Source organism: Arthrobacter sp. CJ23 (assembly GCF_024741795.1).
Lineage (GTDB): Bacteria > Actinomycetota > Actinomycetes > Actinomycetales > Micrococcaceae > Arthrobacter.
In genome coordinates, this window is record NZ_CP102950.1 from 2701881 (window position 1) to 2722297 (window position 20417).

Here is a 20417-nt window from a genome sequence, read left to right on the forward strand (position 1 = left end):
GCCCGTGGACGGATCAGCCCCTTGAGGACCGCAGGGAAACAGCAGCGGAAGCACTGGACCGGAAGTGCTCCGAGATGGATTACCAGAACAGTTGGTACCGCTAATGATTAGTTGGATATTCGCAGCGACAGCAATAGCCCTAGTAGCCCTCAAAATCAGCCATATCAGGAAGCTCCGGAAGATATTGGCCACGCATTCTAGCACGGATTAAATGATATAATAGAGGTTGAGGATATCCCCCGATCAGGAGGATGATTTTATGGACCTCTCCCAGCTAATCGGACAAGTTCCACAGGAACTATTCCCATTCGCAATCCTTGCCTATCTGGCATGGGAACTAATCCGCAGGGCACTACCCCGCAAGGGCGAAGACTGCGAACCACCGGATGACGATGAACCGGATACACCGATTATTCATTCGAACCCTAACGTCAAGGGATAGCGACGAGACAGCCGGAGAGACGGCCCCTCAGAGCCATCCTGAGGGTATTTGACTTTAACGAGGCAGAATGACCCAAAAACCCAAAACAAGGTCCACAGAGGCCGATATTAGGCTGATCAGACCCTATTACGGAGACGCCGCCGTCCTCCAAGGATTTGGCGAGCATTCCGAGGTCTATGGACGCTTCGGACTCAAGGGCCACAACGGGCTAGACCTCGGGCTAGTCATGGCTCCGGTGCTTGCCGCTCACGACGGAATTGTGGAGTTTGCAGGAGACGCCGGAGAGTGGCCCATGCTTGGGGCCGCTGCTGGAATCGCCGTTCTGCTGGAAGCCCCAGGATTCCGCACTGAGTATGCCCACCTCATGCGGACATACGTCACCGTGGGGGATGTAGTGAAGGCAGGCGACGTTATCGGCATCTCAGGCAACACAGGGGCCACTACTGGCTACCACCTCCACTTCGGCCTACTGCTCAAGCCGTTCAACCACGGCAACGGATATGCGGGGCGCATAGACCCTACCCCATACATGGATACCCCTACCCCTGTAGAGGTACCCGCCCATGAGTAGCTATGGAGGACAGCGCAGCGTCAAGCTCATGGAACTGGTCTATGCAACGTATGAGCCAGTGTGTCATCTATGCGGGAAGTGGATAGATGTTGAAGCCACCGGGAACTATGGCCCATCGGTAGACCACCTAGTAGCCCGGTCCCATGGCGGATCAGACGAGCTATCAAACCTCAAACCGGCACACTTCCTGTGCAACAGCACCAGACAGAACCGCCCGATCGAAGAGTGGCGAGCTACCAACACAAATGAGCTGGAATGGCTCATTTCTTTAGCTCCGTGACCTGATCAAAGCCCCGCGCGCTACTTTCCTCTCTCTCCCAACCCTTTTATCTTCCAGTAGGACCAGATATGACCACATCCCCCACGATTGCCGACGATACGGCGAGATTCATCAAGTTCCTTGAAGACGCTGACCTCATCACCGACGAGCACGCCCTGACTGTCTCCCTGCTGACTCAGCTAGTGGAGCAACTACCCACCGCAGCTAACGCCACACAGTTCGCCGCGCTCTCCAAGGAAATCCGCGCCACGATGGAAGCCCTCCCCAAGCCGGAAGTCAGGCAATCCGATGAGGTCCAGGATTTCTTCGACGAGCTAACCGAACTGGGGGATGTCTAGCCAGCAGGATTCTGCCGGATACTGGCTCGACACCCTAGGAGCAGCTCAACCGCTCTACGCAACCCAGCCCACGCCGGGAGCCAAAAACGAATTGGCGATAGTAGAGCGCGTCGCTCAGGAGCTAGGCACTCCCCTGCTCCCATGGCAAAAGTACGTTGTCAGGGTAGCCACGGAGAAGAATCCTGACGGTTCCTACCGCTACGGAACTATTGTCCTGACGGTCCCCCGCCAGTCCGGTAAGTCCCTTCTGATCAGGACCGTCCTGACGGCCCGAGCGCTGACCAATCCGAAGCGCAAGGCCTTTGCAACGGCCCAAACTGGCAAGGACGCGCAGGAACGCTGGCGAGATCTCATAGACGCCATTTCCGCCTCCAAGTTCGGTAACACCATTCACGTGCGCCGAGCTGCTGACAGCCCACGAATCACCTTCCACAACGGATCTCGTATAGCTCCGTTCGTCCCCAATGCCGAATCCCTCCACGGATACACGTTCGCTGATCTCGTGCTTGATGAGGTGTTCTGCTTCGATGAGCTGCTGGGCAATGACATTCTTGGTGCCGCGATTCCGGCCATGCAGACCGTCACCGCTCGCCAGACCTGGCTCATTTCCACCAAGGGAACCCCCAAGTCAACGTTCCTCAATTCCTGGCTCAAGAGGGGCCGGCTCGCACTTCAGGAAGAGTCTCCGGCTGTTGCCATTTTCGAGTGGGCACTACCTAACGGCGTGGACGCTTCGGATGCCTCACTCTGGGACTTTCACCCCGGCTTGCATGGCGGCTTGATCACCAAGGACGACATAGCCCAAGCCCAAGGGCAGATGAGCCGTGGCGAGTGGGAACGCTCCTACATGAACCGCGAGACGATCACCGTTGAGTCAGTGCTGGATACAAAGAAGTGGGCGCAGTCCTACGCGACTCTTGGCACCCCGCAGCGCCGAAGTGTTGGCATCGGCTGGGAAGTTGCCTATGACAAGTCCTCAGCCGCAATCGTGGCCGCTTTCAAGGAAGGCGAGTTCATCCAAATCAAAGTCCTACGTACCGGGGCCGGAATCGGTTGGTTGCCGGATGCCCTCAAGCAGGTCAAGGATTCGTACCCGTTGGATATCACCGCTGACAAGTACCCGATGAACCAGATGATTACGGATGCCTTCTACGCGGACAACTACGGGGCCGAGCTACGCCTGTTGAAGGCTGACGAGTACAAGACTGCCGGAGTTTCGTTCAAATCCCTTCTGGAAGACGGACGCCTTCAGCATGACGGACACATTGCTCTTAGGGACGCCATTTCCAGCGCTGCTACAAGGCGCATGGGTGAGGGATGGGTGTTCTCCCATGAGCGTTCAGAACCGGCCCTGATTGCCGCTGTCGCCGCCGTCCGCATGGTCACCGAACAAAGGGCCTATGAAGCACCGATGGTCCTCTTTGCTGACTAAGTAGTTGCAGACGCACACTAACTGCGCTTGCAATATATGTGGTATAATGGTATGAGTGATTCCGGCAGAATCATTTGTTTAAGTATCGAGCCGGAGCGGGTTTCTTCCTCCTTTCTTTCCCGCTCCGGCTTCATATACCAAGCGCCAAGTAAAAAACAATTCAAATCACCTGTATTTGTTGTCTTTACTTGGAGTTCGCTTGGGTTTCTTCGATTACCTCTTTGGCACGGATAATCTTCCAGCGCGCCAAGAAGTTGCCGCCTCATACATTGAGGAATGGCCTCTTGCGTCCCCGTTTACCGACAATTCCGGCCTTGAGCGCCTGACGTTCGAATCCCTTTACGGCCTGCCCTCTGACGCCTCCAACGTCCCCATTACGCGCAAGACCGCCATGAGCATTCCGGCCATTGCAAAATCCCGCTCTCTTATTGCTACCTCCATCGCTCGCATGCCGCTCATTGCCGAGAAGGCGCAGCGTCCACTGGCTACCCAACCGTCTTTCCTGAATCAGCTACAGGCAGGCGTACCGAACTTCCAGACGGTCACTTGGATTGTCGATGGGCTGATCTTCTATGGCCGTAGCTTCCTGCTGATTGAGGGCCGACAGTCCAACGGACTGCCTGCGTCCCTTCGACTGGTTCCGGAGTGGAACGCCGAAGTCAACGAGCACGGCGAACTCATCAAAGCCTTTGACCGTCCAGTATCCCGTGGCTCCTACATCCGCATCGATGCCCACCACGAGGGCTTGCTGAACTTCGCCGGGGATCTCATCCGAGACACCAAGGAACTTGAGCGCGTAGCCGCTGAGGTTGGCGCTAACCCGGTCCCGTCGATCCTGCTCAAGCAGACCAAGGGACAGATGACTCAGGACGAGATCACAGCCCTTCTAGGTCAGTGGTCCTCTGCACGCCGCAAGCGCTACGGATCAGTTGCTTTCGCCAATGATTCTGTGGATGCCCAATCCATGGGACAGGCCGCAGAGAACCTGCTTATCGAGGGCCGCAACTTCCAGGTTCTACAGCTAGCCCGCGCCCTCTCCATCCCCGCGTACTTCCTTGACGGATCTGTTGACGGAGCGTCCCTGACGTACACCAACACAGCCGGTAAGAACCGCGAACTCATCGAGGCAATCAGCCCGTACATGGTGGCGATTGAGCAGACTCTCAGCCTCTATCTGCCAGCCGGAACCGTGGCCGAATTCGACACTTCCGCGCTGCTCCGTGGCGACACCAAAGAGCGCATGGACATGTACGCCGTCGCGCTCACTGCCGGTATCTACACCGTCAACGAAGTCCGCGCCATGGAGAACCTAGATGCCCTTCCGGGGCCGGAGCCGGTAACCCCTCCCGCACCGGAACCAACTACCGAGGAATCCCCCAATGTCTGAAATCCACGCATACGGAGAGCTTCTGACAGCCTCCGCAGAAGACCGCACCCTGACCTACAAGCTTCTTCCGTTCGGTGAAGAGGGCTTTACCAGTGTCGGCAAGATCATTGCCTCAAAAGGCTCCGTGACCATTCCGGAAGATGTGAATTCTCTGGAACTCAACGAAGAGCACGATTTCAAGAAGCAAATCGGAAAGTTCGTTCGAGTCGAGGAAACAGACTCCGGCATTGAGGCAACTGTCCGCATCGTCAACACCACCAAAGGTAATGACGCTCTAACTCTCGCTGCTGAAGGCCTCCGCACAGGAATCAGCGTCGAAATCGCCAACCCAATTATCAGGGACGGCAAACTCACAGCCGGTCAGCTCACAGGAGCAGGGCTAGTAGTCCGACCAGCTTTCAAAAATGCACAACTGGTGGCCGCTGATTTCGGCAACCTCACCCCTGAAAAGGAAACCCACATGGAAACTAATTCCGAAACTCTAGAAGCAACGGAAGCCGTTTCCGTTGTCCAGGCTGCTCCCGTCTTCGCTGCCTCAGCCAACTACCCTGGCGATTTTGCTCAGACTCTTCTGGCCGCAGCTCGTGGCGAGAATGGCCCGCTGACCGCAGCTCTTGCCGAAGTCCACACAGACTTCGACCCTGCCAAGATCTACCTCAAGGATCAGGATCTGGGCACCCTTTGGAATGCCCGTCGCGTGTCCCGTCCTATCGCTGAGCGCTTCCTCAAGGGTGCCGTTACCTCCCTGACACTGACCGGTACCCGCCGTACCCGCGTGACTCAGGTAGCCGACTGGGCAGGCAACCGCGTTGAGCTTCCGACATCCCCAGGTTTCACCACTACCCGCGAATGGTGGGGACCGGTAGCCAAGGCCGTAGCTCTTGGTCTTTCCGCTGAAATCGTGGCCTTCGGTGACGCTTCGGTCATCTCTGACATTTACGCTGACGCTCTGGATTCCTACTACACGCAGACCGAAGCAATCGTTGTAGACCGAGTTCTTAGTGACTCCCCTGCCGTTACCGCTACTACCGGTGCTATCGCCGCAGTCAACAAGGCCGCAGACACCATGAACGCCATTGGCGCAAACCTTGACTTCGTTCTGGTCAGCCCTGACGTTCACGCAGCCATCCGCGATATCCCGGCTGCTAACGCTCCATGGTGGCTCCAGAATCAGGGCAAGCTCTCCATCTCAAACGGAACAATTTCCTTTGAAGGCGGACCGATCATCGTTTCCAGCGCGGCCCTTCCCATCAAGACCGTTATTGCTGGTGACGCCCGAGCCATTGACTTCCGCGAGTCCAAGGACTTCCGCCACGGCGCACACAACCTACCGGTCTTTGGTGAGGACATTTCGCTTGTGAAGTTCTACGCCCTCAAGACTCTTGACGCAGGCGCACTGATCAAGTTCACGAACGTTACCGGCGCTTAGTCATGATCACCACGGCAGACGTAATTGGCTTTATGGGCATTACCCAGAATTTGGATTCCCTAGAGCTTATCGTGCCTGCCGTCAATTACTACGTGGATGCTCTCCCGCAAATCGACAGAAATGTCGCCGGTTGGGAGAGCACCACAAAGTTTGCCGCCGTACTTCTTGCCGCTCGCTGGTACAAGCGCAGGAACTCCCCCGGCGCAACGATTGACGGCGCTATGGACGGCGGACAAATCCGAATCACCAAGTATGACTCGGACATTGCACGCTTGCTCCACATTGACGGCTTCGAACAGCCACAGGTGGGCTGATGACCACGATCACCGAAGCAATCAACGAAATCGTGGACAGCCTCAAATCGGCTGGGATTGCCGCAACTTCGGAAGCAACCATGTTGGAGCTTCCCGGCGTTCTGGTAGTCCCCTCAACGATCGAATTCCCCTATCTGGACGATCAGGAATTCAATATGGAATTCAGTCTTTTCCTCATGACCTCTGACGTATCCGGAAGCGCTGAGGTCTGGATCAAACTCCAAGAGCTTTTGCAGAAGGTCCGAACGGTCTACAAGATCGCGGACGCCCTTCCGATCAATAGGCCCAACAGCAACATTTCGAATCCCGCACCGGCATTGCTGGTCACCCTCCAAACAACTATTTCTTAGGAAACACCATGGCAGTAAATACCATCACCATCGGTGCCGGAAGCCTCACCATCGGAGCAGCCGCAGCACTCGTTAACTTCTCCAGCCAAGTCACAGCTTGCCGTCTGGTCCCGTCCGTAGATCAGGGCGACAACATCGCCACTCTTTCAGGCGAGTCAGTAGCCGGTGACCGCACGGAGTCTTTCACCCTTGAGGGAACTCTCCTCCAGGACTTCGGCACAGCAGCCGGAACCACGGAAAAGCTCTTCACCATGCGTGGACAGACTCACGTCTTCGAGTTCATCCCCAACACCGTCAAGGCCAAGAAGATCACTGGATCTCTTGTGGTTGAGGCAATCGAAATCGGTGGCGACGTCAACACCAAGCCAACGTCTGACTTCAGCTTTGTCCTAGTCGGCGCTCCAACGTTCGTCTAAGGCATGGCTACGGAATTCGTCGGCGTCAGGGTGGAGGGCCTCAACAGGCTTGTCCGCACCCTCAAGCAAGCCGGTGCAGACATGCAGGATCTCAAGGCCGCTAACAAGCGTGCCGCTGAAATCGTCCTTGCCGCAGCCCTCCCCTTGACGCCGGTTGATTCCACAGACGGTGGACAGCTCAAGAACACGGGCCGCGCCTCCGGAACACCCCGTGAGGCCATCATCCGCTTTGGCTACAAGGCCGTTCCCTACGCCGGGGTGACGCACTACGGAACCCCTTCCGGATATCAGGACAGCATAGGCCGGCCTCACGTTCAGGACGAACAACCTTGGCTTTCCCAAGCGGCCAAAGATACAGAACCCGAATGGGTGGAACTGTATTGGGCCGCACTAATGAAGACGGTTGATTCCGTCGCTCACATTTACTAATTCACACCATTTATCAGGAGATAAAAATGGCAACAATGTCTTTCACACTTACGACAGAAACCAACGGCAACACCGTAGACCACAAGGTTGATATCAAGATGGCCGACCTAGCCCGCTACGACATCGTACGTAATCGCCACGGATTCCCGGCTCAGGAGAACGGACAGTTCCTTTTCATGGTGCTTGTCTCCTATTGCTCTCTGGTCCGCACCGGAGCTATTGCCGACACGGTCAAGCCTGAGGATTTCATCGACACGGTTCTAAACATCGAGCCAGAAGCCGAGGAAGAGGCAGAGCCCTCCAAAAGCAAGTCTTCTTAATCAGAACCTTGTAGCCCTCAGCTATAAAACAGGAATCCCTTACAGCGTATTGGTGCTTGAGGATGACCTGATTATCCAAACCTATTTCGAATTCATGCAGAAGGAATACGACGCCTACCAAGAGGCATCCAAGAGGTAACCCATGGCAACAAAATCCGCAATCCTGTCAGTAAAGATCATTTCTGACGCCAAGGATTTCAAGAAGGGAACGGACGAAGCAGCTTCCGGACTGGATCAGTTCAAGTCCAAGATGAAGTCTTTGACCCTTCCGGCCCTTGCCGTGGGCGCTGGTCTGCTCAAGGTTGGTTCCGACTTCGGAAAAATGGCCTCCGACTTTGAGCAGAACTCCGGCGCAGTCGATGCCGTATTCAAGAACATGTCCGGTCAGGTGGATCAGCTCGCTTCCGAGTCCGCCAAGAAGCTGGGACTGTCCGCAAACGACTACAAGCAGTACGCCGCGCTCATCGGTTCCCAGCTCAAAAACGGCGGAACCTCCATGGATCAGCTCGTGGGCAAGACCGACATGCTGCTCAACACAGGTGCCGACTTCGCCGCTCAGTTCGGTGGAACCGTTCCGGATGCCGTCGCTGCTCTGTCCTCAGCCCTCAAGGGCGAAATGGACCCCATCGAAAAGTATGGAATCAGCCTCAACCAGTCGAAGATCGACGCTGAGGCCGCAGCCATGGGATTCGAGAAGGTCAACGGCGCACTCACCGACCAGCAGAAGCAAGCCGCTATCCTCTCGCTCATCCAGAAGCAGGGCGCGGACTCACTGGGAGCCAATGCCCGTGAGGCAGGCACCGCAGCAGGCGCACAAGCCCGCCTGACAGCCGCCTACAACGATATGGGCGTGAAGGTGGGAACCGTCCTGCTGCCGATCATGTCCAAGGCCGCTGAGATCTTGGGCGTAGTGGTGGACTGGGTATCCCAGAACACCGGACTTGTACAAGGGCTGGCTGTCGGTCTGGGAATCCTTGCCGCAGCAATTCTGGTCATCAACATCGCCATGGCAATCATGAACGCCATTGCCGCACTGAACCCCTTCGTGCTGCTGGCTGTCGCCGTCGCCGCACTCGTGGCCGGGATTATCTATCTGGCCACACAGACAACGTTCTTCCAGGATCTCTGGGCAACCGTCGCCAAGTTCTGCGCTGACGTGTGGAACGGCTTCGTTGGATTCATCACGGACGCATGGACCGGATTCATGGGCTTCATCAACGACGCCCTTGGCAACATCGGAAACTTCTTCGCGTCGATCTTCAACGGCATCGGAAACTTCGTGGGCGGCATCGTCTCGAACATCCGCAACTTCTTTGCTGTTGGATTCGCTTTCGTGGCCTCCATCGTGGGCGCGTACATCAACGCCGTCATGGGGATCATCCGGGGCATTATCGGCGTCGTCTCATCCGTCACCGGCTTTGTCAGTTCGGCCTTCTCCAATGCGTTCAACACCGCTCGCAACATCGTCTCCGGAGTCATCAACTTCATCGTGGGCGGATTCAACAACATCGTGGGCGCAGTCTCCAACGTCATCGGCTGGGTATCGCGACTGTTCAACGGATTCTCCGTGCCGGGCTGGCTCCGAGACGTCATGAACTTCATGGGCCTTGGCATGACCGGCGTCGAAATGTCCATAGGCCATGACCTCACCGGCCTCCCCGCTGGCATGGGCGCATCCGGCCTGTTCTCCATGGGCGGCGCCGGCTTCGGAGCAAGCTCTGGCCGAACCGAAATCAACAACTACAACATCACGGTGAATGGCGCTCTGGACTCTAACGCCGTCGCCCGACAACTCACACAACTCATCAACTCGGATGCAATCCGAACCGGAAAGATCGATCGAGGTGGCTCCATTTGGTAGTCCTTGGAACTTCGATGGCCTACATCGGCGAAACCTACTACGGGATGGCCGCAGAAGACTACCCGCTCCTCCCAACGGTCATGAGTGGGCTGGAAATCGTGTGGGGCGCTCCGTCCTGCCTTGAGCACACGGACGGCTCCCGTGCCCGCCTGTCGCTCTGGCTCCCGAAGACCCACGAATCCATCATGCCCAAGCTTGGGGACTTGGTTTATATAGCTGCTGTCGTGGATGGGGAAGGCTCCAACTGCTTTACGGGCAAGGTGGATTCAGTCCTTGCGCAGGATGACCACAAGGAACCCGGTGGCTACAGGATCAATCTCACCGCTTCCGATGTCATAGCCGAAACCGCAAAGCTTCGCCTGTCGGATTCTCCGTGGCCGTGGGAAAGCGTCCTGACACGCTACGCCAGACTCCAAACCCTGCTGGCTCAGTCAGGCATCACCCTTGACGCCCTCCCCGTTGAGTACACCGTCATGGGTGACACCAACGTTGCACCCAAGGACGTTGATTCCTACAACGCCCTGGAAGCAGTCCAGAAGGTGGCCATGGCCATGGGCGCAACCCTGACCGCTACCAGCGCCGGAACTATCCGACTTACGGACCCGCTGAAGTTTCCAACGGTCCTTGTCTCTGACCAGACCGCAGCCTCAGCCGTGTACTCGTGGGAAGGCCTCAAGGACAAGTCCCGTTCGGTGAAGACCGTCTCCGGATCTCAGGCCCGCAAGAACTGGTCTTCCAACCCAAGCGGTGATGTGACCTCCACCGGATACACCTACAGTTCCGGAACAGGTGGAGCAGCTACCCCCGGATTCCTCCTTGGAAACCTCCGAGTCGATGACGGCGGCGCACGCCGTGGGCAGGCCTACCGTGCCCTCACATGGACTGTCGCCTCTACAGGCGGTACGGCTGGCTGGCAGTACACAGAAACGCTCTCAGGCGCTTCCGGCGCTGTCTGGTCAGGCGGTATGTGGGTACGCACCAAGTACGGCCCTTCAGCCGGAATCAAGGCGGTCCTGACGTTCCGCAACGGGACAACGCCGGTGGGAACCAAAGCGTCAACGACATACACCCTGACGCCAGGAATCTGGACGTACATCAAGGTAGACGGGGCCGCAGCAACAGGAGCTTGGACCAACGTCTTTCTTGAGGCCCAAGTACAGGGCGCTGTTGCCGTGGGCACCACACACGATATTGACGGCGTGCTCCTTGAGAACACGGCCACAGCTGGAACGTTCTTCGATGGCAACAGCCTTGACCTGACAGCAGACATCACCACAAACGAGCTTCCCTATTGGGACGGATCTCCGATTGTGGAGATTCCGGCATCGGCCATTCAAGATGACGCTTTTGTCATCGACCACGCCAACACCGTCAATCAGGTCAAGCTCGCGTACAGCCTGACCACCGATTCCCGAACGACGTTCAATGACACCTCACTGTCTTCCGTTGATCAGGTCAGCCTCAAGAAAGTCCCCCAACAGCGCAGCATCGAATCTGATTTTGCATGGGATGGAACCACCGGAGCCGCGCCAACCGGCGTCATCGTCACCAAGGCCAATCAGATCCTTGCCGCACAGAGTGAACCGAAATGGCGACTTGCCAGCACAGTCCGCGTCCTCCTGAAAGAGCTAACCCCTCAGGCCGGAGGCTGGCAACTGCTGAGCATGAACTACCGCGACGGACTCATCGTGAAGATTTCCGGCGTCCCGAAGATCAACCAGTATCAGCGGCTCCGTGGTGGGCGCATCGTGCTTGGCAACACTCCCGCCGTCGAGCTGGAAATCGAGCCAGTGGACTACTCCGCACCCGTGCCGATCACTCGCGACTCCCTGCTCACCGACGAACTCGCCAATGACTACCCCATCGGCAACTTCCACAACCTCACCATCAATGACCTCCGCTCAATCGGGCCGAGATAGGAACCACCATGGATACAACTGGAACATTTCCACAGCTCAGCTTTGATGATCCGCTCTACCAAATTGCGGACTACTCCCAGCTCATGAAAGAGAAGCTTGAGGCCCCCAAGTGCCTCATCTTCAAGAACGCTGGCTTTGTCTGGGGAGCACTGTCAGCATGGGACGCCGGAACGCTCACTGTCGATACGTCAAGCGCCGCATCCTCTCAGATGTCCAGCCCTCAGCCGACGTTTGCCACCGCCGGATCGCTCTCCGGGACGATCAAGTTCACTGAGCCAGGAATCTACCGCGTGCAGTGGCTGATTAGTCCTGCAAGCGAGCCGAGCAACTCCGGTTACAGGATTATCCTTTCCGGTACGTGGCCGGGAAGCCCTACAGGTGCCGAGACCTACATGGGGCAGGCAACCCACATGAACAGCGCGACATACTGGGAATCCTTCGTTGAGGCCATTGTGAGAGTCCCTACCGCAAACCTAGAAATCCGAATGACCGGTGTTCAGTCCAACTCAACAACCAACGCCGCACGCGTCCGCCTGACCAAGCTCCACGGCCTCTAGACCACCGGCCCGTAGTTCTCCTGCTACGGGCCGGTTTGGCGTCCTACGTCCAAGCTTCGACTACAGTGTCTCCGTTGGTGGCAACGTGTGGGCCACCGTGCCCCGTGTCGAGCACACAGAACGCTATGACGCCAAGCTTCATAGTGACCTCTGGACAGTCCCCTACGTCGGTTTCATCAAGTGGGAATCTTTCCCCAACTCGAATCTCATTCATGACGCGGTGCTACTTCTTAGAGGGAAGAGACGCAGTGACATAGGCGTCAAGTTCGCGCCAAGCCTGTTCGTATTTTTCGATAGCGATGACGACCGCCTCCTTGGACTCAAATGATGCCGTTGAGTCGGATTCTTCGGCGTCGTACTTCTCGTTCATGTGTGCGAAAGCGCTTGAGAAAGCTTCGAGCAAACGGTTGAACTCATTGTTGTTAGTCATGCCCGGATGCTATCGCATTCTTCGAAAGACGCGTCCGCGTTACGCAGGTTGGCAAGACCCTGGCTGGGGCCGATTTTGTGTACGTTTGGGCCATGGATAACGAAACTGCGCGCCTGATTGTTACCGGCCTCATTGCCCGAGCCGCCAGCCTGATCACCCTTCTAGGGAGCTTGCTCACGGCATGGATCACCACAAGCGCGCACAACTCCAACGCCGAGCAGCAACGAATAGCAGAAGAACGAAAGTTCAACCGACAGCACGCCGGAGACGTGTTTGGTTCGGTGCACGAAGCCCTGACAGCAATGAAGGGGTTCATCCAAACTGAGGTCTACGGCGCCAAGGACAATGATGTCGAGACCGGAAGAAGACTTGAAGAGGCAGTTATCTCGTCTCTGTCACGTCTTCTGTTTGTCGCCGACGAGCACGTCACGGTGCCAGCAATGAAGGCAAGGGAAGCCTGCAAGAACCTTTATGTCATTGCCAGAGCCGAAATACAGGAACACCGTCCAGAACATGAAGTTGTATGGGGCACGCTCAATAAGGAATACGCGGAACGGATGAGGGACTTCACACGAGAGGCAGCTAAGACTTTGGAGTACAAGCCCATCTGATTCGTCACTCAGAAGGGTCTGCTGTCCAGTTACGAAGGTACGCAAGACCTTGGCCGAGGCCGTTCATTTTGTAGGGTTGGGGCATGGATGAACTGATCAAACAGGGTCAATGGTGGTGGCCGTTCCTGGTTCCGGTGGCTACTGGAATATTGGCCGTGGCCGGTAGCTGGTTCGGAACCAAGCTGGGAAAGACCACCGAACACGATCAGTGGTTAAGAAATCAGAAGATCGAAGCCTATACGAATGTGCTTCGGCAGGTTCACGCTTCGGTCAATTCTCTTGATGCTCGTCACCACAATTTGGAGCCAGCGAGTAGCCAGCATAAGGACATCACGGACACTACGAACGCGCGTCTCTTGATCGTGGCCTCAGACGAGGTCACTACGTACCTCAACGTGAATCAGTACAGTCTTCGCCGCGCTCTCGAAGCGGTCAAGACTGACGGATATGAGAATGAACGGTCAGTTCTCACGCAGTCGGTTGCCCGACTCCAAGAGTCGATCCGAAAGGATCTCGGGGTTATTGAGAAGCAGGCACTCCGCCACACCATACGTTTCATGTTCTACGAGTACCTTGTGTACCCATGGCAAGACCACTTCCATCGTCGCTACTTGGAAAAGCACGGTTTCCGGTGGTCGGAGCGTAAGGAGCGCCATCCGCGCTACATCAAGCGCTATCTAAGGCGCATCAAGCGGCAGGAACTCAGGCAAGTCAGCTAGCACCACTTGGAGCTTTCAAACGACGTGGCCCGTCCCTGACCTTCTCCTGGTGGAGCCGGTTCCCTGTGTAGGTTTGGGTCATGGATTTCTGGATACCCCTACTTGGGAGCGCACTTGGTGGCGCGGTAGTTACTAGCGTCTTCGGGCTAATCAAGAACGGGCAAGACAAATCCATCGAACATGCCCGGTGGCTACGAGACAGCAAACAATCGGCATACGCTGAGTTCCTATCAGCCATTGTCGAAGCCTCCACAACGTTACCCCCCGCCGCTGAGGCTGGAGAGGTGCAACGACGATCCGCCATTGCTCTCAGCCAGATCCGACTCATTGGTGCCCCTGGAGTAACTTCAGCAGCCGTATCTTTCGGCACACACGTCAACAACATGCACCGGCTCAGCCAACGCAGACGGGAAATGGTTGAGTTGGACTACTCAGCCAACGAAGACGCAATTATGGCAATCGGACCAAAGATGACGCGGGCCATTAGCGAGATTCCTGCTCTAACAGAAGCCTTCGTGCGCTCCGCACGTTTGGATGTAGGCACCAAAGTCAGATAGCCGCGAGCTGAGGATTTCCTCCAGTACTCCTGCTGGGGGCCGATTTGTGTAACTTTGGGGGATGGACCCGGACACTCTCAAGATTCTCATTGGCGCTATTGCTGTCATTACCTCTGGCCTTGGTGGGCAATGGCTGGCAGGGCGAAACAGCAGGCTTTCGGCTGAAGCCACTCACCAGCGTGACAAGGCGAAGTGGGCTAATGAACTCCGGTACAAGACCTACCTCAACCTGATCGAGCAGGTAGAAGTGTCCTTCGCTCTTCTCTCGAAAGCCGGAAGAGGCGACGTAGAGGCTCTAGGGGAGGCCATACTCAGTATCAATAGCTGGAAGGCACCTGACCTTCGGCTTGTCGGTAGCAAAGAGGTTCGATCCTTGGCAAATGACCTTGGTGCGGAGCTTAGGAAGTGGCACTGGACCTTACTCAGTAGCGAACTATCGGCAGAAGAAGCCGAAGCCCTCCGAACTGAAAACCTTGACAAGTTCCAAGGTCTTGTCCAACGCATTCGAATTGAAATCGCAGCGGTGTAGCAAGTTCTCGGGGCATCCGCTGCGCCAAATGACGTTTTTGGTAGATCAGTCAGTTCGTGTTGCCGTCCACCCAGGTGTTGTTGGCGCGGTCGAACCGCCGGTCGGTGGAGCCAATGCGGAATGAAGCAGTGGCAATGCCGCCCGGCGTGGTGGAACTCCTGATCTCCGAGGCCACAAAGCCACGGACCGTAATGATGTCGTTCATCGTGTTGTCCTTACGTGAGATGAAATGCCGTACCGGCGTCTTCAGCTTCACGCGGCGCAGGGCAGCACGGCAGACCCCTCTTCGCGTATGTGGACATCCCGGTCCGGATCGCCTCTGTGGAGGAGGAGTGCACCATCCGGACGGGCCTGCCACCACGGGCGCCTGCCGCAATGTAAACTCTATGTGGCGCCGCGGCACAGACTGCGTGCAGCGCCCGTGCGCCCCAGTAGCTCAGGGGATAGAGCAGCGGCCTTCTAATCCGCCGGTCGGGGGTTCGATTCCCTCCTGGGGCACGCATGAAGAGGCCCTGAACTGCGAAAACGCAGCTCAGGGCCTCTTTTCGTTTGCAGTCCACGGTTACAGGCCTGTGAGGCAACTGCCCAGCCGGATGCCGCAGGTCAATGCCCGGCAAACCGGGCCACGGCGATCTACCCTGTTCCCATGGACCCGAAACCCTCCGATCCCCCGGGCGCTGTCACCACCGGGCCGGCGGCCTGGCCCGACGTCGAGAAGCTCTTCGGCGTCCGCGGCGAGCCCGCCAGCTGCTGGTGCCGCTGGTTTGTGCTGAACGGCCAGGAATGGAAAGCGACTCCGCCTACCGCGCGCAAGGAGCTGCTGAAAACACGGTTCGACGACGACGCTCCTGCGCCGGGCGTCCTCGCCTTCCGCGCCGGCGCTCCGGTGGGCTGGTGCGCCGTGGAGCCCCGGCATTGCTACCCGCGCATCGAACGCTCGCGGCTTCTCCGCGCCGCCCACGCCCATATGCAGGACCCGGCCCAAGTCCAGGCGGAGGAGGCCGGCGTCTGGTCCGTGAGCTGCTTCGTCGTCGCCCCCGGCCATCGCCGCAGCGGCGTGGCGGCCGCCTTGCTGCACGCCGCCGTCGGGCATGCCTTCAGCAACGGTGCCGCGGTCCTCGAGGGATACCCCGTGGACCCGGCGCAGAGGCCGAAGGCCGGTCCCGGGGATCTCTACCACGGCACCGTTTCTCTGTTCAGGGCCGCGGGCTTCGAGACGGTTCCGACGGCGGTGACCGGCCGGGCGGTCATGCGCCTCGAAAGGGCCCGGGCCGCCGCCCACAGCGCACAGCAGGGCAAGCCTTAGGGAAGCGTCAGGACAAGCGGCCCGTCGGCGGTGATGGCCACCGTGTGTTCGCTGTGCGCCGCGCGCCTGCCGTTGGACGAACGCAGGGTCCATTCATCGTCGTCGTGGTAGTAATCGTCCTTGCCGCCCAGGATCAGCATGGGCTCAATGGCGATCACCAGTCCCTCCACAAGCTTGATGCCCCGGCCCGGCCTGCCGATGTTGGGGACCGGCGGCTCGGCATGCATGGTCCTGCCGATGCCGTGGCCGCCGTGGTCGGCCAGGATCCCGTAGCCGGCCCGCTTCGCCTCGCCGCCGATCGCATAGGCGAGGTCGCCCATCTTGTTGCCTGTCCGGGCCGCCTCAATGCCGCGGGCCAGGGCGGCGTCCGTGGCTTCGATGAGGGCCTGGTCCACCGGATCCGCGGTGCCGACGATGAAGCTGACGGCGGCGTCCCCGCACCAGCCGTCCACGAAGGCCCCACAGTCGACGCTGAGCAGATCGCCGTCCTGCAGGGCGTAGCCGTCCGGGATTCCGTGGACCACGGCGTCGTTCACGCTGGTGCAGATGACGCCCGGGAACGGCACCGACGCCCACCGCGGGTGGTAGTCAAGGAAGGCCGGTTTCGCTCCGGCGCCGGCGATGGCGGCGGCAGCGACGTCGTCGAGCTCCTTCAGCGACACCCCGACGGCGGCGTGCCGCCTCACTGCCGCAAGCGTGTTGGCGACGACACGTCCGGCCTCGCGCATGACGGCTATCTGATCTGGCGTTTTCAGCATTGACACAGCGGTTCCTCCACTCGATGCGGCAAGCTTCCAAGCCGGCACTCCGCCGGCAGGGAGGCGGCGGTCATCCCAACTCTACGTCTGCGGGGCTATGCCGTGGCGGCCTGCAGACATTCCGACCGGCCTAGAGTTGAGTCATGCAGAACAGGGAGCTGGTCGCGAACATACGGGCCGCACTGACGTCCGCCGCGGACCAGGAAAGGGCACAGGGCGCCCAGGCGTACATGAAGTCCGAAATGCCGTCCCTGGGCGTGCGGGTCCCCGAGATCCGCCGCATGGTCAAGGCCGCGGCAAAGGAGCATCCTCCCGCATCGGCCGCGGAGCTGCGGGATGCCGTGCTGCGGCTCTGGCGCGAGGCGGAGTACCGGGAGGAACGCTACGCGGCCATCGACCTGACGGGGCTGCGACTGGTCCAGGGCGATCTGGACATGCTGCCGGTCTACGAGGAGATCATCCGCACCGGGGCGTGGTGGGACCTGGTGGACGGCGTGGCTCACCGGCTCTGCGGGCTGCTGCTGGCCCACCGCGAAAAGATGACCCCGGTCCTGCTGGCGTGGTCCGGCGACCCGGACATGTGGATCCGGCGGGCGGCCATCACTTCCCAGCTTGACGCAAAGGCCAAGACCGACACCGTGCTGCTGGCCGCCGTGATCAAACCCAATCTGGCCGACAAGGAGTTCTTCATCCGAAAGGCCATCGGCTGGTCGCTGCGCGAATACAGCAAGAGCGATCCGGACTGGGTGCGCGCGTTCGCCGCCGAGAACGTTGGCAGCCTGAGCCCGCTCTCCTACAAGGAAAGCACCAGGCGCCTACCGGCGGGCTGAGGTTCAGTTCCGACTGAACCGCAGGGCCCGCGGAGCCTCAGATGATCGGGCGGAGCCCTGGCTCGTCACGCTTGCGGAACAGGCTCTTGGTCTTGGGGTCCACGAAGATCAGGTAGACGGCAAACAGGAGCGCGATGACCGCGGCCGCGTTGCGGGCCAGCGTCAGCGCGAGTCCGAGGTCTTCGCTCTGCAGGTACGGGAACACGTCCAGCTGGTCCGAAATGGCGTACACCATGAAGAACGACACCATGAAGTACAGGGCCTTGACCTGCCAGTCGTTGCGGATACCGGTGACGGCGAAGAGCGGGATCAGCCACACCACGTACCAGGACTGGATCATGGGGGCCAGGAACACGATCGCTGCGAATGCCAGGGTGAGCCGGCGCATGAGGCGGTCGTGCTCGCCGCGGAAGACCTGCCACGCGATTGCCACGAGCATCAGGACCTTGCCGGCGTCGTACGCCCATTTCGCCATGCCCCAGCCGTCCAGCCCGAAGGCGTTGAAGATCGAGGCGACGATCAGGCCGATCAGGCCGATCGGCGCATACCAGATCCAGATACTTCCGGGGGCGGACAGGCCCTTGACCCAGCCGAATCCGTAGCCGTTGACCAGGCTCATGGCATACAGCAGCCCCAGCGTCAGCGCCGCCGTCAGGCACCAGAAGAGGATCTTGCGGGGCCAGTTCGCGTTCTTGCCGGCCCAGAGGAGTCCGATGAACGGCAGGAACACGATGGTGATCGGTTTGACGGAGATGGAGAGCGTGACGAGCACGATGCCCAGGAACACGCGCTTGGTGGCGCAGTAGTACAGGCCGGCGAGGGCCAGGCCGATCATGAGGGCGTCGTTGTGGACGCTCGCGATGAAGTTGGTGAGGAACAGCGGATTTGCCGCGGTCAGCCACAGCGCGCGGTGCGGGTTGACGCCATGGAGTTCGGCCAGCTTGGGCACGTAGATGATGCACAGGACGATCCCGACGGCGGCCACCAGGCGGAAGAGCATGATGCTCGCCTCGGGCTGGACATTGGTGGCCCACACGACGAACTGCTCGATCCACAGGAAGAACTGGCCGTACGGCACGGGGGCCTCGGTCCACATCTTGTCGGCACCGAGCTGGAAGTAGTTGGGCAGTGCCGAGATCCCGTGCTCGTAGGGGTTGATCCCCTCCACCATGAGCCGGCCCTGGCCGATGTAGGCGTAGACGTCGCGGCTGAAGAGAGGCACGGTGAACATCATCGGCAGGCCCCAGGCGAGCACTGCCTGCAGCGTGGCCTTGCGGGCCTGCAGCCCCCAGACACGGACGCGCTGGCCGAGCCGGAGCCACGCCCGCACGAGGAGCATGCCGCCGATGGCGAGCAGGACGATGGACAGCCCGACGCCGACACCTTCCGTGCGCATCCAGATGAACAACGGCAAGCGCCGCAGCTCCGAGACCGGTGCCAGCCAGCCGACGCCCAGCGAACCGAAGACCATGAACGCCGAGCCGATGAAGCCGGCGATCAGCGGTGAGCGGGCATTGTCCACTTCGCTGAGTGCTGCTGCCGCGCCCGACGATCCGTCATCGGCTTTGGGGGCCGCGGAAACAGGCACCGTCATCTCAGCGTCGTCCAATCTGTTGCCGGGCATAGGCCCCACGCGGGGCCAAATGCACCGGTGCGGGGAAGTCTGCGGCAGGAAATCAAGACACTGCCACGCTCCAGAATCTTATCATCGGGGCACGTGGAAGCGGCTGAACGATAGGCTGGACGGGTGCCTATTACAAATGAACGCATCGTCTGGATCGATTGCGAAATGACCGGCCTGGACCTCAAGAACGATGCCCTCATCGAGGTCGCGGCCCTGGTGACCGACTCTGAACTGAACATCCTCGGCGACGGCGTGGACGTCGTCATCAAGCCGGACGATGCCGCCCTGGCGCAGATGAACGACTTCGTCCGGGACATGCACACCCGGTCCAAGCTGCTGGATGAACTCCCCCACGGCAAGACCATGGCCGAGGCCGAGGCCGAAGTCCTGGAGTACATCGAGAAGTGGGTGCCGGACCCCCGCAAGGCGCCGCTGGGCGGCAACTCGGTGGGCACCGACCGGATGTTCCTGGCCCGCGACATGCCCAACATCGTGGAGCACCTGCACTACCGCGTCATTGACGTCAGCACCATCAAGGAACTCTCCCGCCGCTGGTTCCCGCGCGCCTACTTCCAGTCGCCGGCAAAGCACGGCGGACACCGCGCCCTGGGCGACATCAAGGATTCCATCGACGAGCTGCGCTACTACCGCGAGGCCGTTTTCGTGCCCGCCCCGGGACCCGATACGGCCGCCGCGCAGCGGATTTCCAAGGAGATCATGGCCACGGCCGAGACCCTGGGAACCAACGGCGAGATGTGATCTGGGCCATGTTTGAAGGTTTTTTTGCCGAAAAGCACGAAATTGGCAAAAGCACCCCCAAACAGCAGGTAAGCTATTTGTCGTTGCCTTCACGGAAAGCCGGTCAAACGGTCTGAACGTCAAAGGCACATGGTGGGCTTAGCTCAGTTGGCAGAGCGCCTGGTTGTGGTCCAGGAGGTCGCGGGTTCAACCCCCGTAGCTCACCCTCACCGAGATTGGCTCTTGAGCCGGTTTCCACTCAAAGGCCGC

At 59.1% G+C, this 20417-nt stretch carries 24 protein-coding genes, 2 tRNA genes and 1 pseudogene; 23 read left to right on the forward strand and 4 right to left on the reverse strand.

The annotated features are described in order from the left end of the window. The first annotated feature begins 509 nt into the window (after positions 1 to 509). The 14 genes from NVV90_RS11935 (at position 510) to NVV90_RS11995 (ending at position 12045) form a co-directional block, all read left to right on the forward strand. Positions 510 to 1013 (forward strand): M23 family metallopeptidase, encoded by a 504-nt coding sequence (locus NVV90_RS11935; RefSeq protein ID WP_258437507.1) that lies wholly within the window; start codon positions 510 to 512, stop codon positions 1011 to 1013. A gap of 28 nt (positions 1014 to 1041) precedes the next feature. Beyond that, complete coding sequence (locus tag NVV90_RS21075) at positions 1042 to 1293, forward strand: HNH endonuclease (protein WP_396125399.1); 252 nt, start codon at positions 1042 to 1044, stop codon at positions 1291 to 1293. A 68-nt stretch (positions 1294 to 1361) separates the two neighbouring features. After that, positions 1362 to 1631: a hypothetical protein gene (locus NVV90_RS11940; RefSeq protein WP_258437508.1), complete on the forward strand. Its 270-nt coding sequence runs from the start codon at positions 1362 to 1364 to the stop codon at positions 1629 to 1631. Beyond that, positions 1624 to 3063 (forward strand): phage terminase family protein, encoded by a 1440-nt coding sequence (locus NVV90_RS11945; protein WP_258437509.1) that lies wholly within the window; start codon positions 1624 to 1626, stop codon positions 3061 to 3063. The genes NVV90_RS11940 and NVV90_RS11945 overlap by 8 nt, the downstream gene beginning before the upstream one ends. Positions 3064 to 3262: 199 nt before the next feature. Then, positions 3263 to 4450 (forward strand): phage portal protein, encoded by a 1188-nt coding sequence (locus NVV90_RS11950; RefSeq protein ID WP_258437510.1) that lies wholly within the window; start codon positions 3263 to 3265, stop codon positions 4448 to 4450. Beyond that, positions 4443 to 5879, forward strand: coding sequence for a hypothetical protein (locus NVV90_RS11955; RefSeq protein WP_258437511.1), 1437 nt, complete (start codon positions 4443 to 4445; stop codon positions 5877 to 5879). Before NVV90_RS11950 ends, NVV90_RS11955 begins: the two co-directional genes overlap by 8 nt. 2 nt (positions 5880 to 5881) lie before the next feature. Next, positions 5882 to 6193, forward strand: coding sequence for a hypothetical protein (locus NVV90_RS11960; protein ID WP_258437512.1), 312 nt, complete (start codon positions 5882 to 5884; stop codon positions 6191 to 6193). Further along, positions 6193 to 6543, forward strand: coding sequence for a hypothetical protein (locus NVV90_RS11965; RefSeq protein ID WP_258437513.1), 351 nt, complete (start codon positions 6193 to 6195; stop codon positions 6541 to 6543). Before NVV90_RS11960 ends, NVV90_RS11965 begins: the two co-directional genes overlap by 1 nt. 8 nt (positions 6544 to 6551) lie before the next feature. Next, a complete protein-coding gene (locus NVV90_RS11970) occupies positions 6552 to 6959 on the forward strand; it encodes a hypothetical protein (RefSeq protein WP_258437514.1) in 408 nt (135 codons plus the stop codon). Between the two features lie 81 nt (positions 6960 to 7040). Continuing rightward, positions 7041 to 7388, forward strand: a complete 348-nt coding sequence (locus NVV90_RS11975) for a hypothetical protein (protein WP_258437515.1) — start codon at positions 7041 to 7043, stop codon at positions 7386 to 7388. Between the two features lie 35 nt (positions 7389 to 7423). Beyond that, positions 7424 to 7708, forward strand: a complete 285-nt coding sequence (locus NVV90_RS11980; protein ID WP_258437516.1) for a hypothetical protein — start codon at positions 7424 to 7426, stop codon at positions 7706 to 7708. Between the two features lie 142 nt (positions 7709 to 7850). Further along, positions 7851 to 9569, forward strand: a complete 1719-nt coding sequence (locus NVV90_RS11985; protein ID WP_258437517.1) for a hypothetical protein — start codon at positions 7851 to 7853, stop codon at positions 9567 to 9569. 14 nt (positions 9570 to 9583) lie between these two features. Further along, complete coding sequence (locus NVV90_RS11990; protein ID WP_258437518.1) at positions 9584 to 11488, forward strand: hypothetical protein; 1905 nt, start codon at positions 9584 to 9586, stop codon at positions 11486 to 11488. 8 nt (positions 11489 to 11496) lie between these two features. After that, positions 11497 to 12045 (forward strand): hypothetical protein, encoded by a 549-nt coding sequence (locus tag NVV90_RS11995; protein WP_258437519.1) that lies wholly within the window; start codon positions 11497 to 11499, stop codon positions 12043 to 12045. 223 nt (positions 12046 to 12268) lie between these two features. Here the strand turns inward: NVV90_RS11995 and NVV90_RS12000 are convergent, their stop codons facing one another. Further along, the gene (locus tag NVV90_RS12000) at positions 12269 to 12475 is read right to left on the reverse strand and encodes a hypothetical protein (RefSeq protein WP_258437520.1); all 207 of its coding nucleotides are present in this window, start codon (positions 12473 to 12475) and stop codon (positions 12269 to 12271) included. Between the two features lie 92 nt (positions 12476 to 12567). On the opposite strand from NVV90_RS12000, the gene NVV90_RS12005 reads away from it, so the two are divergent. The 4 genes from NVV90_RS12005 to NVV90_RS12020 all read left to right on the forward strand — a co-directional run bounded on the left by NVV90_RS12005 (position 12568) and on the right by NVV90_RS12020 (position 14891). After that, positions 12568 to 13086, forward strand: coding sequence for a hypothetical protein (locus NVV90_RS12005; RefSeq protein WP_258437521.1), 519 nt, complete (start codon positions 12568 to 12570; stop codon positions 13084 to 13086). A gap of 83 nt (positions 13087 to 13169) precedes the next feature. Continuing rightward, a complete protein-coding gene (locus tag NVV90_RS12010; protein WP_258437522.1) occupies positions 13170 to 13805 on the forward strand; it encodes a hypothetical protein in 636 nt (211 codons plus the stop codon). Positions 13806 to 13885: 80 nt separating this feature from the next. Beyond that, the gene (locus tag NVV90_RS12015) at positions 13886 to 14362 is read left to right on the forward strand and encodes a hypothetical protein (RefSeq protein WP_258437523.1); all 477 of its coding nucleotides are present in this window, start codon (positions 13886 to 13888) and stop codon (positions 14360 to 14362) included. 61 nt (positions 14363 to 14423) lie between these two features. Next, complete coding sequence (locus NVV90_RS12020; protein WP_258437524.1) at positions 14424 to 14891, forward strand: hypothetical protein; 468 nt, start codon at positions 14424 to 14426, stop codon at positions 14889 to 14891. Positions 14892 to 14943: 52 nt separating this feature from the next. Here NVV90_RS12020 and NVV90_RS12025 read toward each other — a convergent pair. Further along, a pseudogene (locus NVV90_RS12025) lies at positions 14944 to 15096 on the reverse strand (single-stranded DNA-binding protein); the annotation flags it as partial. 220 nt (positions 15097 to 15316) lie between these two features. Between NVV90_RS12025 and NVV90_RS12030 the strand changes: the two are divergent. Continuing rightward, a tRNA-Arg gene (locus tag NVV90_RS12030) sits at positions 15317 to 15389 on the forward strand. Between the two features lie 148 nt (positions 15390 to 15537). Further along, complete coding sequence (locus tag NVV90_RS12035) at positions 15538 to 16197, forward strand: GNAT family N-acetyltransferase (RefSeq protein WP_258437525.1); 660 nt, start codon at positions 15538 to 15540, stop codon at positions 16195 to 16197. Here the strand turns inward: NVV90_RS12035 and map are convergent. Then, a complete protein-coding gene (gene map, locus NVV90_RS12040; protein ID WP_258437526.1) occupies positions 16194 to 16961 on the reverse strand; it encodes a type I methionyl aminopeptidase in 768 nt (255 codons plus the stop codon). The two genes, NVV90_RS12035 and map, sit on opposite strands and share 4 nt — an antisense overlap. A 137-nt stretch (positions 16962 to 17098) precedes the next feature. On the opposite strand from map, the gene NVV90_RS12045 reads away from it, so the two are divergent. After that, positions 17099 to 17785, forward strand: a complete 687-nt coding sequence (locus tag NVV90_RS12045; protein ID WP_258437527.1) for a DNA alkylation repair protein — start codon at positions 17099 to 17101, stop codon at positions 17783 to 17785. A gap of 37 nt (positions 17786 to 17822) precedes the next feature. On the opposite strand, the gene mptB is transcribed toward NVV90_RS12045, so the two are convergent. Next, positions 17823 to 19379 carry a polyprenol phosphomannose-dependent alpha 1,6 mannosyltransferase MptB gene (gene mptB, locus NVV90_RS12050; protein ID WP_258441157.1) on the reverse strand — a complete coding sequence of 519 codons (1557 nt, stop codon included), beginning with the start codon at positions 19377 to 19379 and terminating at the stop codon, positions 17823 to 17825. 195 nt (positions 19380 to 19574) lie between these two features. Between mptB and orn the strand changes: the two genes are divergently transcribed. Both orn and NVV90_RS12060 read left to right on the forward strand, forming a co-directional pair. Beyond that, positions 19575 to 20168: an oligoribonuclease gene (gene orn, locus NVV90_RS12055; RefSeq protein ID WP_258441158.1), complete on the forward strand. Its 594-nt coding sequence runs from the start codon at positions 19575 to 19577 to the stop codon at positions 20166 to 20168. Positions 20169 to 20300: 132 nt separating this feature from the next. Further along, positions 20301 to 20373 (forward strand) — tRNA-His (locus NVV90_RS12060). Positions 20374 to 20417 lie beyond the last annotated feature (44 nt).

Bases quoted from the DNA above. Each gene is read 5' to 3' on its own strand.
- NVV90_RS12005 (WP_258437521.1), top strand. From the start codon at position 12,568: ATGGATAACGAAACTGCGCGCCTGATTGTTACCGGCCTCATTGCCCGA.
- NVV90_RS11985 (WP_258437517.1), top strand. From the start codon at position 7,851: ATGGCAACAAAATCCGCAATCCTGTCAGTAAAGATCATTTCTGACGCC.
- NVV90_RS12020 (WP_258437524.1), top strand. From the start codon at position 14,424: ATGGACCCGGACACTCTCAAGATTCTCATTGGCGCTATTGCTGTCATT.
- mptB (WP_258441157.1), bottom strand. From the start codon at position 19,379: ATGACGGTGCCTGTTTCCGCGGCCCCCAAAGCCGATGACGGATCGTCG.
- NVV90_RS12010 (WP_258437522.1), top strand. From the start codon at position 13,170: ATGGATGAACTGATCAAACAGGGTCAATGGTGGTGGCCGTTCCTGGTT.
- NVV90_RS11995 (WP_258437519.1), top strand. From the start codon at position 11,497: ATGGATACAACTGGAACATTTCCACAGCTCAGCTTTGATGATCCGCTC.
- NVV90_RS11975 (WP_258437515.1), top strand. From the start codon at position 7,041: ATGCAGGATCTCAAGGCCGCTAACAAGCGTGCCGCTGAAATCGTCCTT.
- orn (WP_258441158.1), top strand. From the start codon at position 19,575: ATGACCGGCCTGGACCTCAAGAACGATGCCCTCATCGAGGTCGCGGCC.
- NVV90_RS12000 (WP_258437520.1), bottom strand. From the start codon at position 12,475: ATGACTAACAACAATGAGTTCAACCGTTTGCTCGAAGCTTTCTCAAGC.
- NVV90_RS12015 (WP_258437523.1), top strand. From the start codon at position 13,886: ATGGATTTCTGGATACCCCTACTTGGGAGCGCACTTGGTGGCGCGGTA.
- NVV90_RS11980 (WP_258437516.1), top strand. From the start codon at position 7,424: ATGTCTTTCACACTTACGACAGAAACCAACGGCAACACCGTAGACCAC.
- NVV90_RS11990 (WP_258437518.1), top strand. From the start codon at position 9,584: ATGGCCTACATCGGCGAAACCTACTACGGGATGGCCGCAGAAGACTAC.
- NVV90_RS11965 (WP_258437513.1), top strand. From the start codon at position 6,193: ATGACCACGATCACCGAAGCAATCAACGAAATCGTGGACAGCCTCAAA.
- NVV90_RS11970 (WP_258437514.1), top strand. From the start codon at position 6,552: ATGGCAGTAAATACCATCACCATCGGTGCCGGAAGCCTCACCATCGGA.
- NVV90_RS11955 (WP_258437511.1), top strand. From the start codon at position 4,443: ATGTCTGAAATCCACGCATACGGAGAGCTTCTGACAGCCTCCGCAGAA.
- NVV90_RS11945 (WP_258437509.1), top strand. From the start codon at position 1,624: ATGTCTAGCCAGCAGGATTCTGCCGGATACTGGCTCGACACCCTAGGA.
- NVV90_RS12045 (WP_258437527.1), top strand. From the start codon at position 17,099: ATGCAGAACAGGGAGCTGGTCGCGAACATACGGGCCGCACTGACGTCC.
- NVV90_RS11935 (WP_258437507.1), top strand. From the start codon at position 510: ATGACCCAAAAACCCAAAACAAGGTCCACAGAGGCCGATATTAGGCTG.
- NVV90_RS11960 (WP_258437512.1), top strand. From the start codon at position 5,882: ATGATCACCACGGCAGACGTAATTGGCTTTATGGGCATTACCCAGAAT.
- NVV90_RS11940 (WP_258437508.1), top strand. From the start codon at position 1,362: ATGACCACATCCCCCACGATTGCCGACGATACGGCGAGATTCATCAAG.
- NVV90_RS12035 (WP_258437525.1), top strand. From the start codon at position 15,538: ATGGACCCGAAACCCTCCGATCCCCCGGGCGCTGTCACCACCGGGCCG.
- NVV90_RS21075 (WP_396125399.1), top strand. From the start codon at position 1,042: ATGGAACTGGTCTATGCAACGTATGAGCCAGTGTGTCATCTATGCGGG.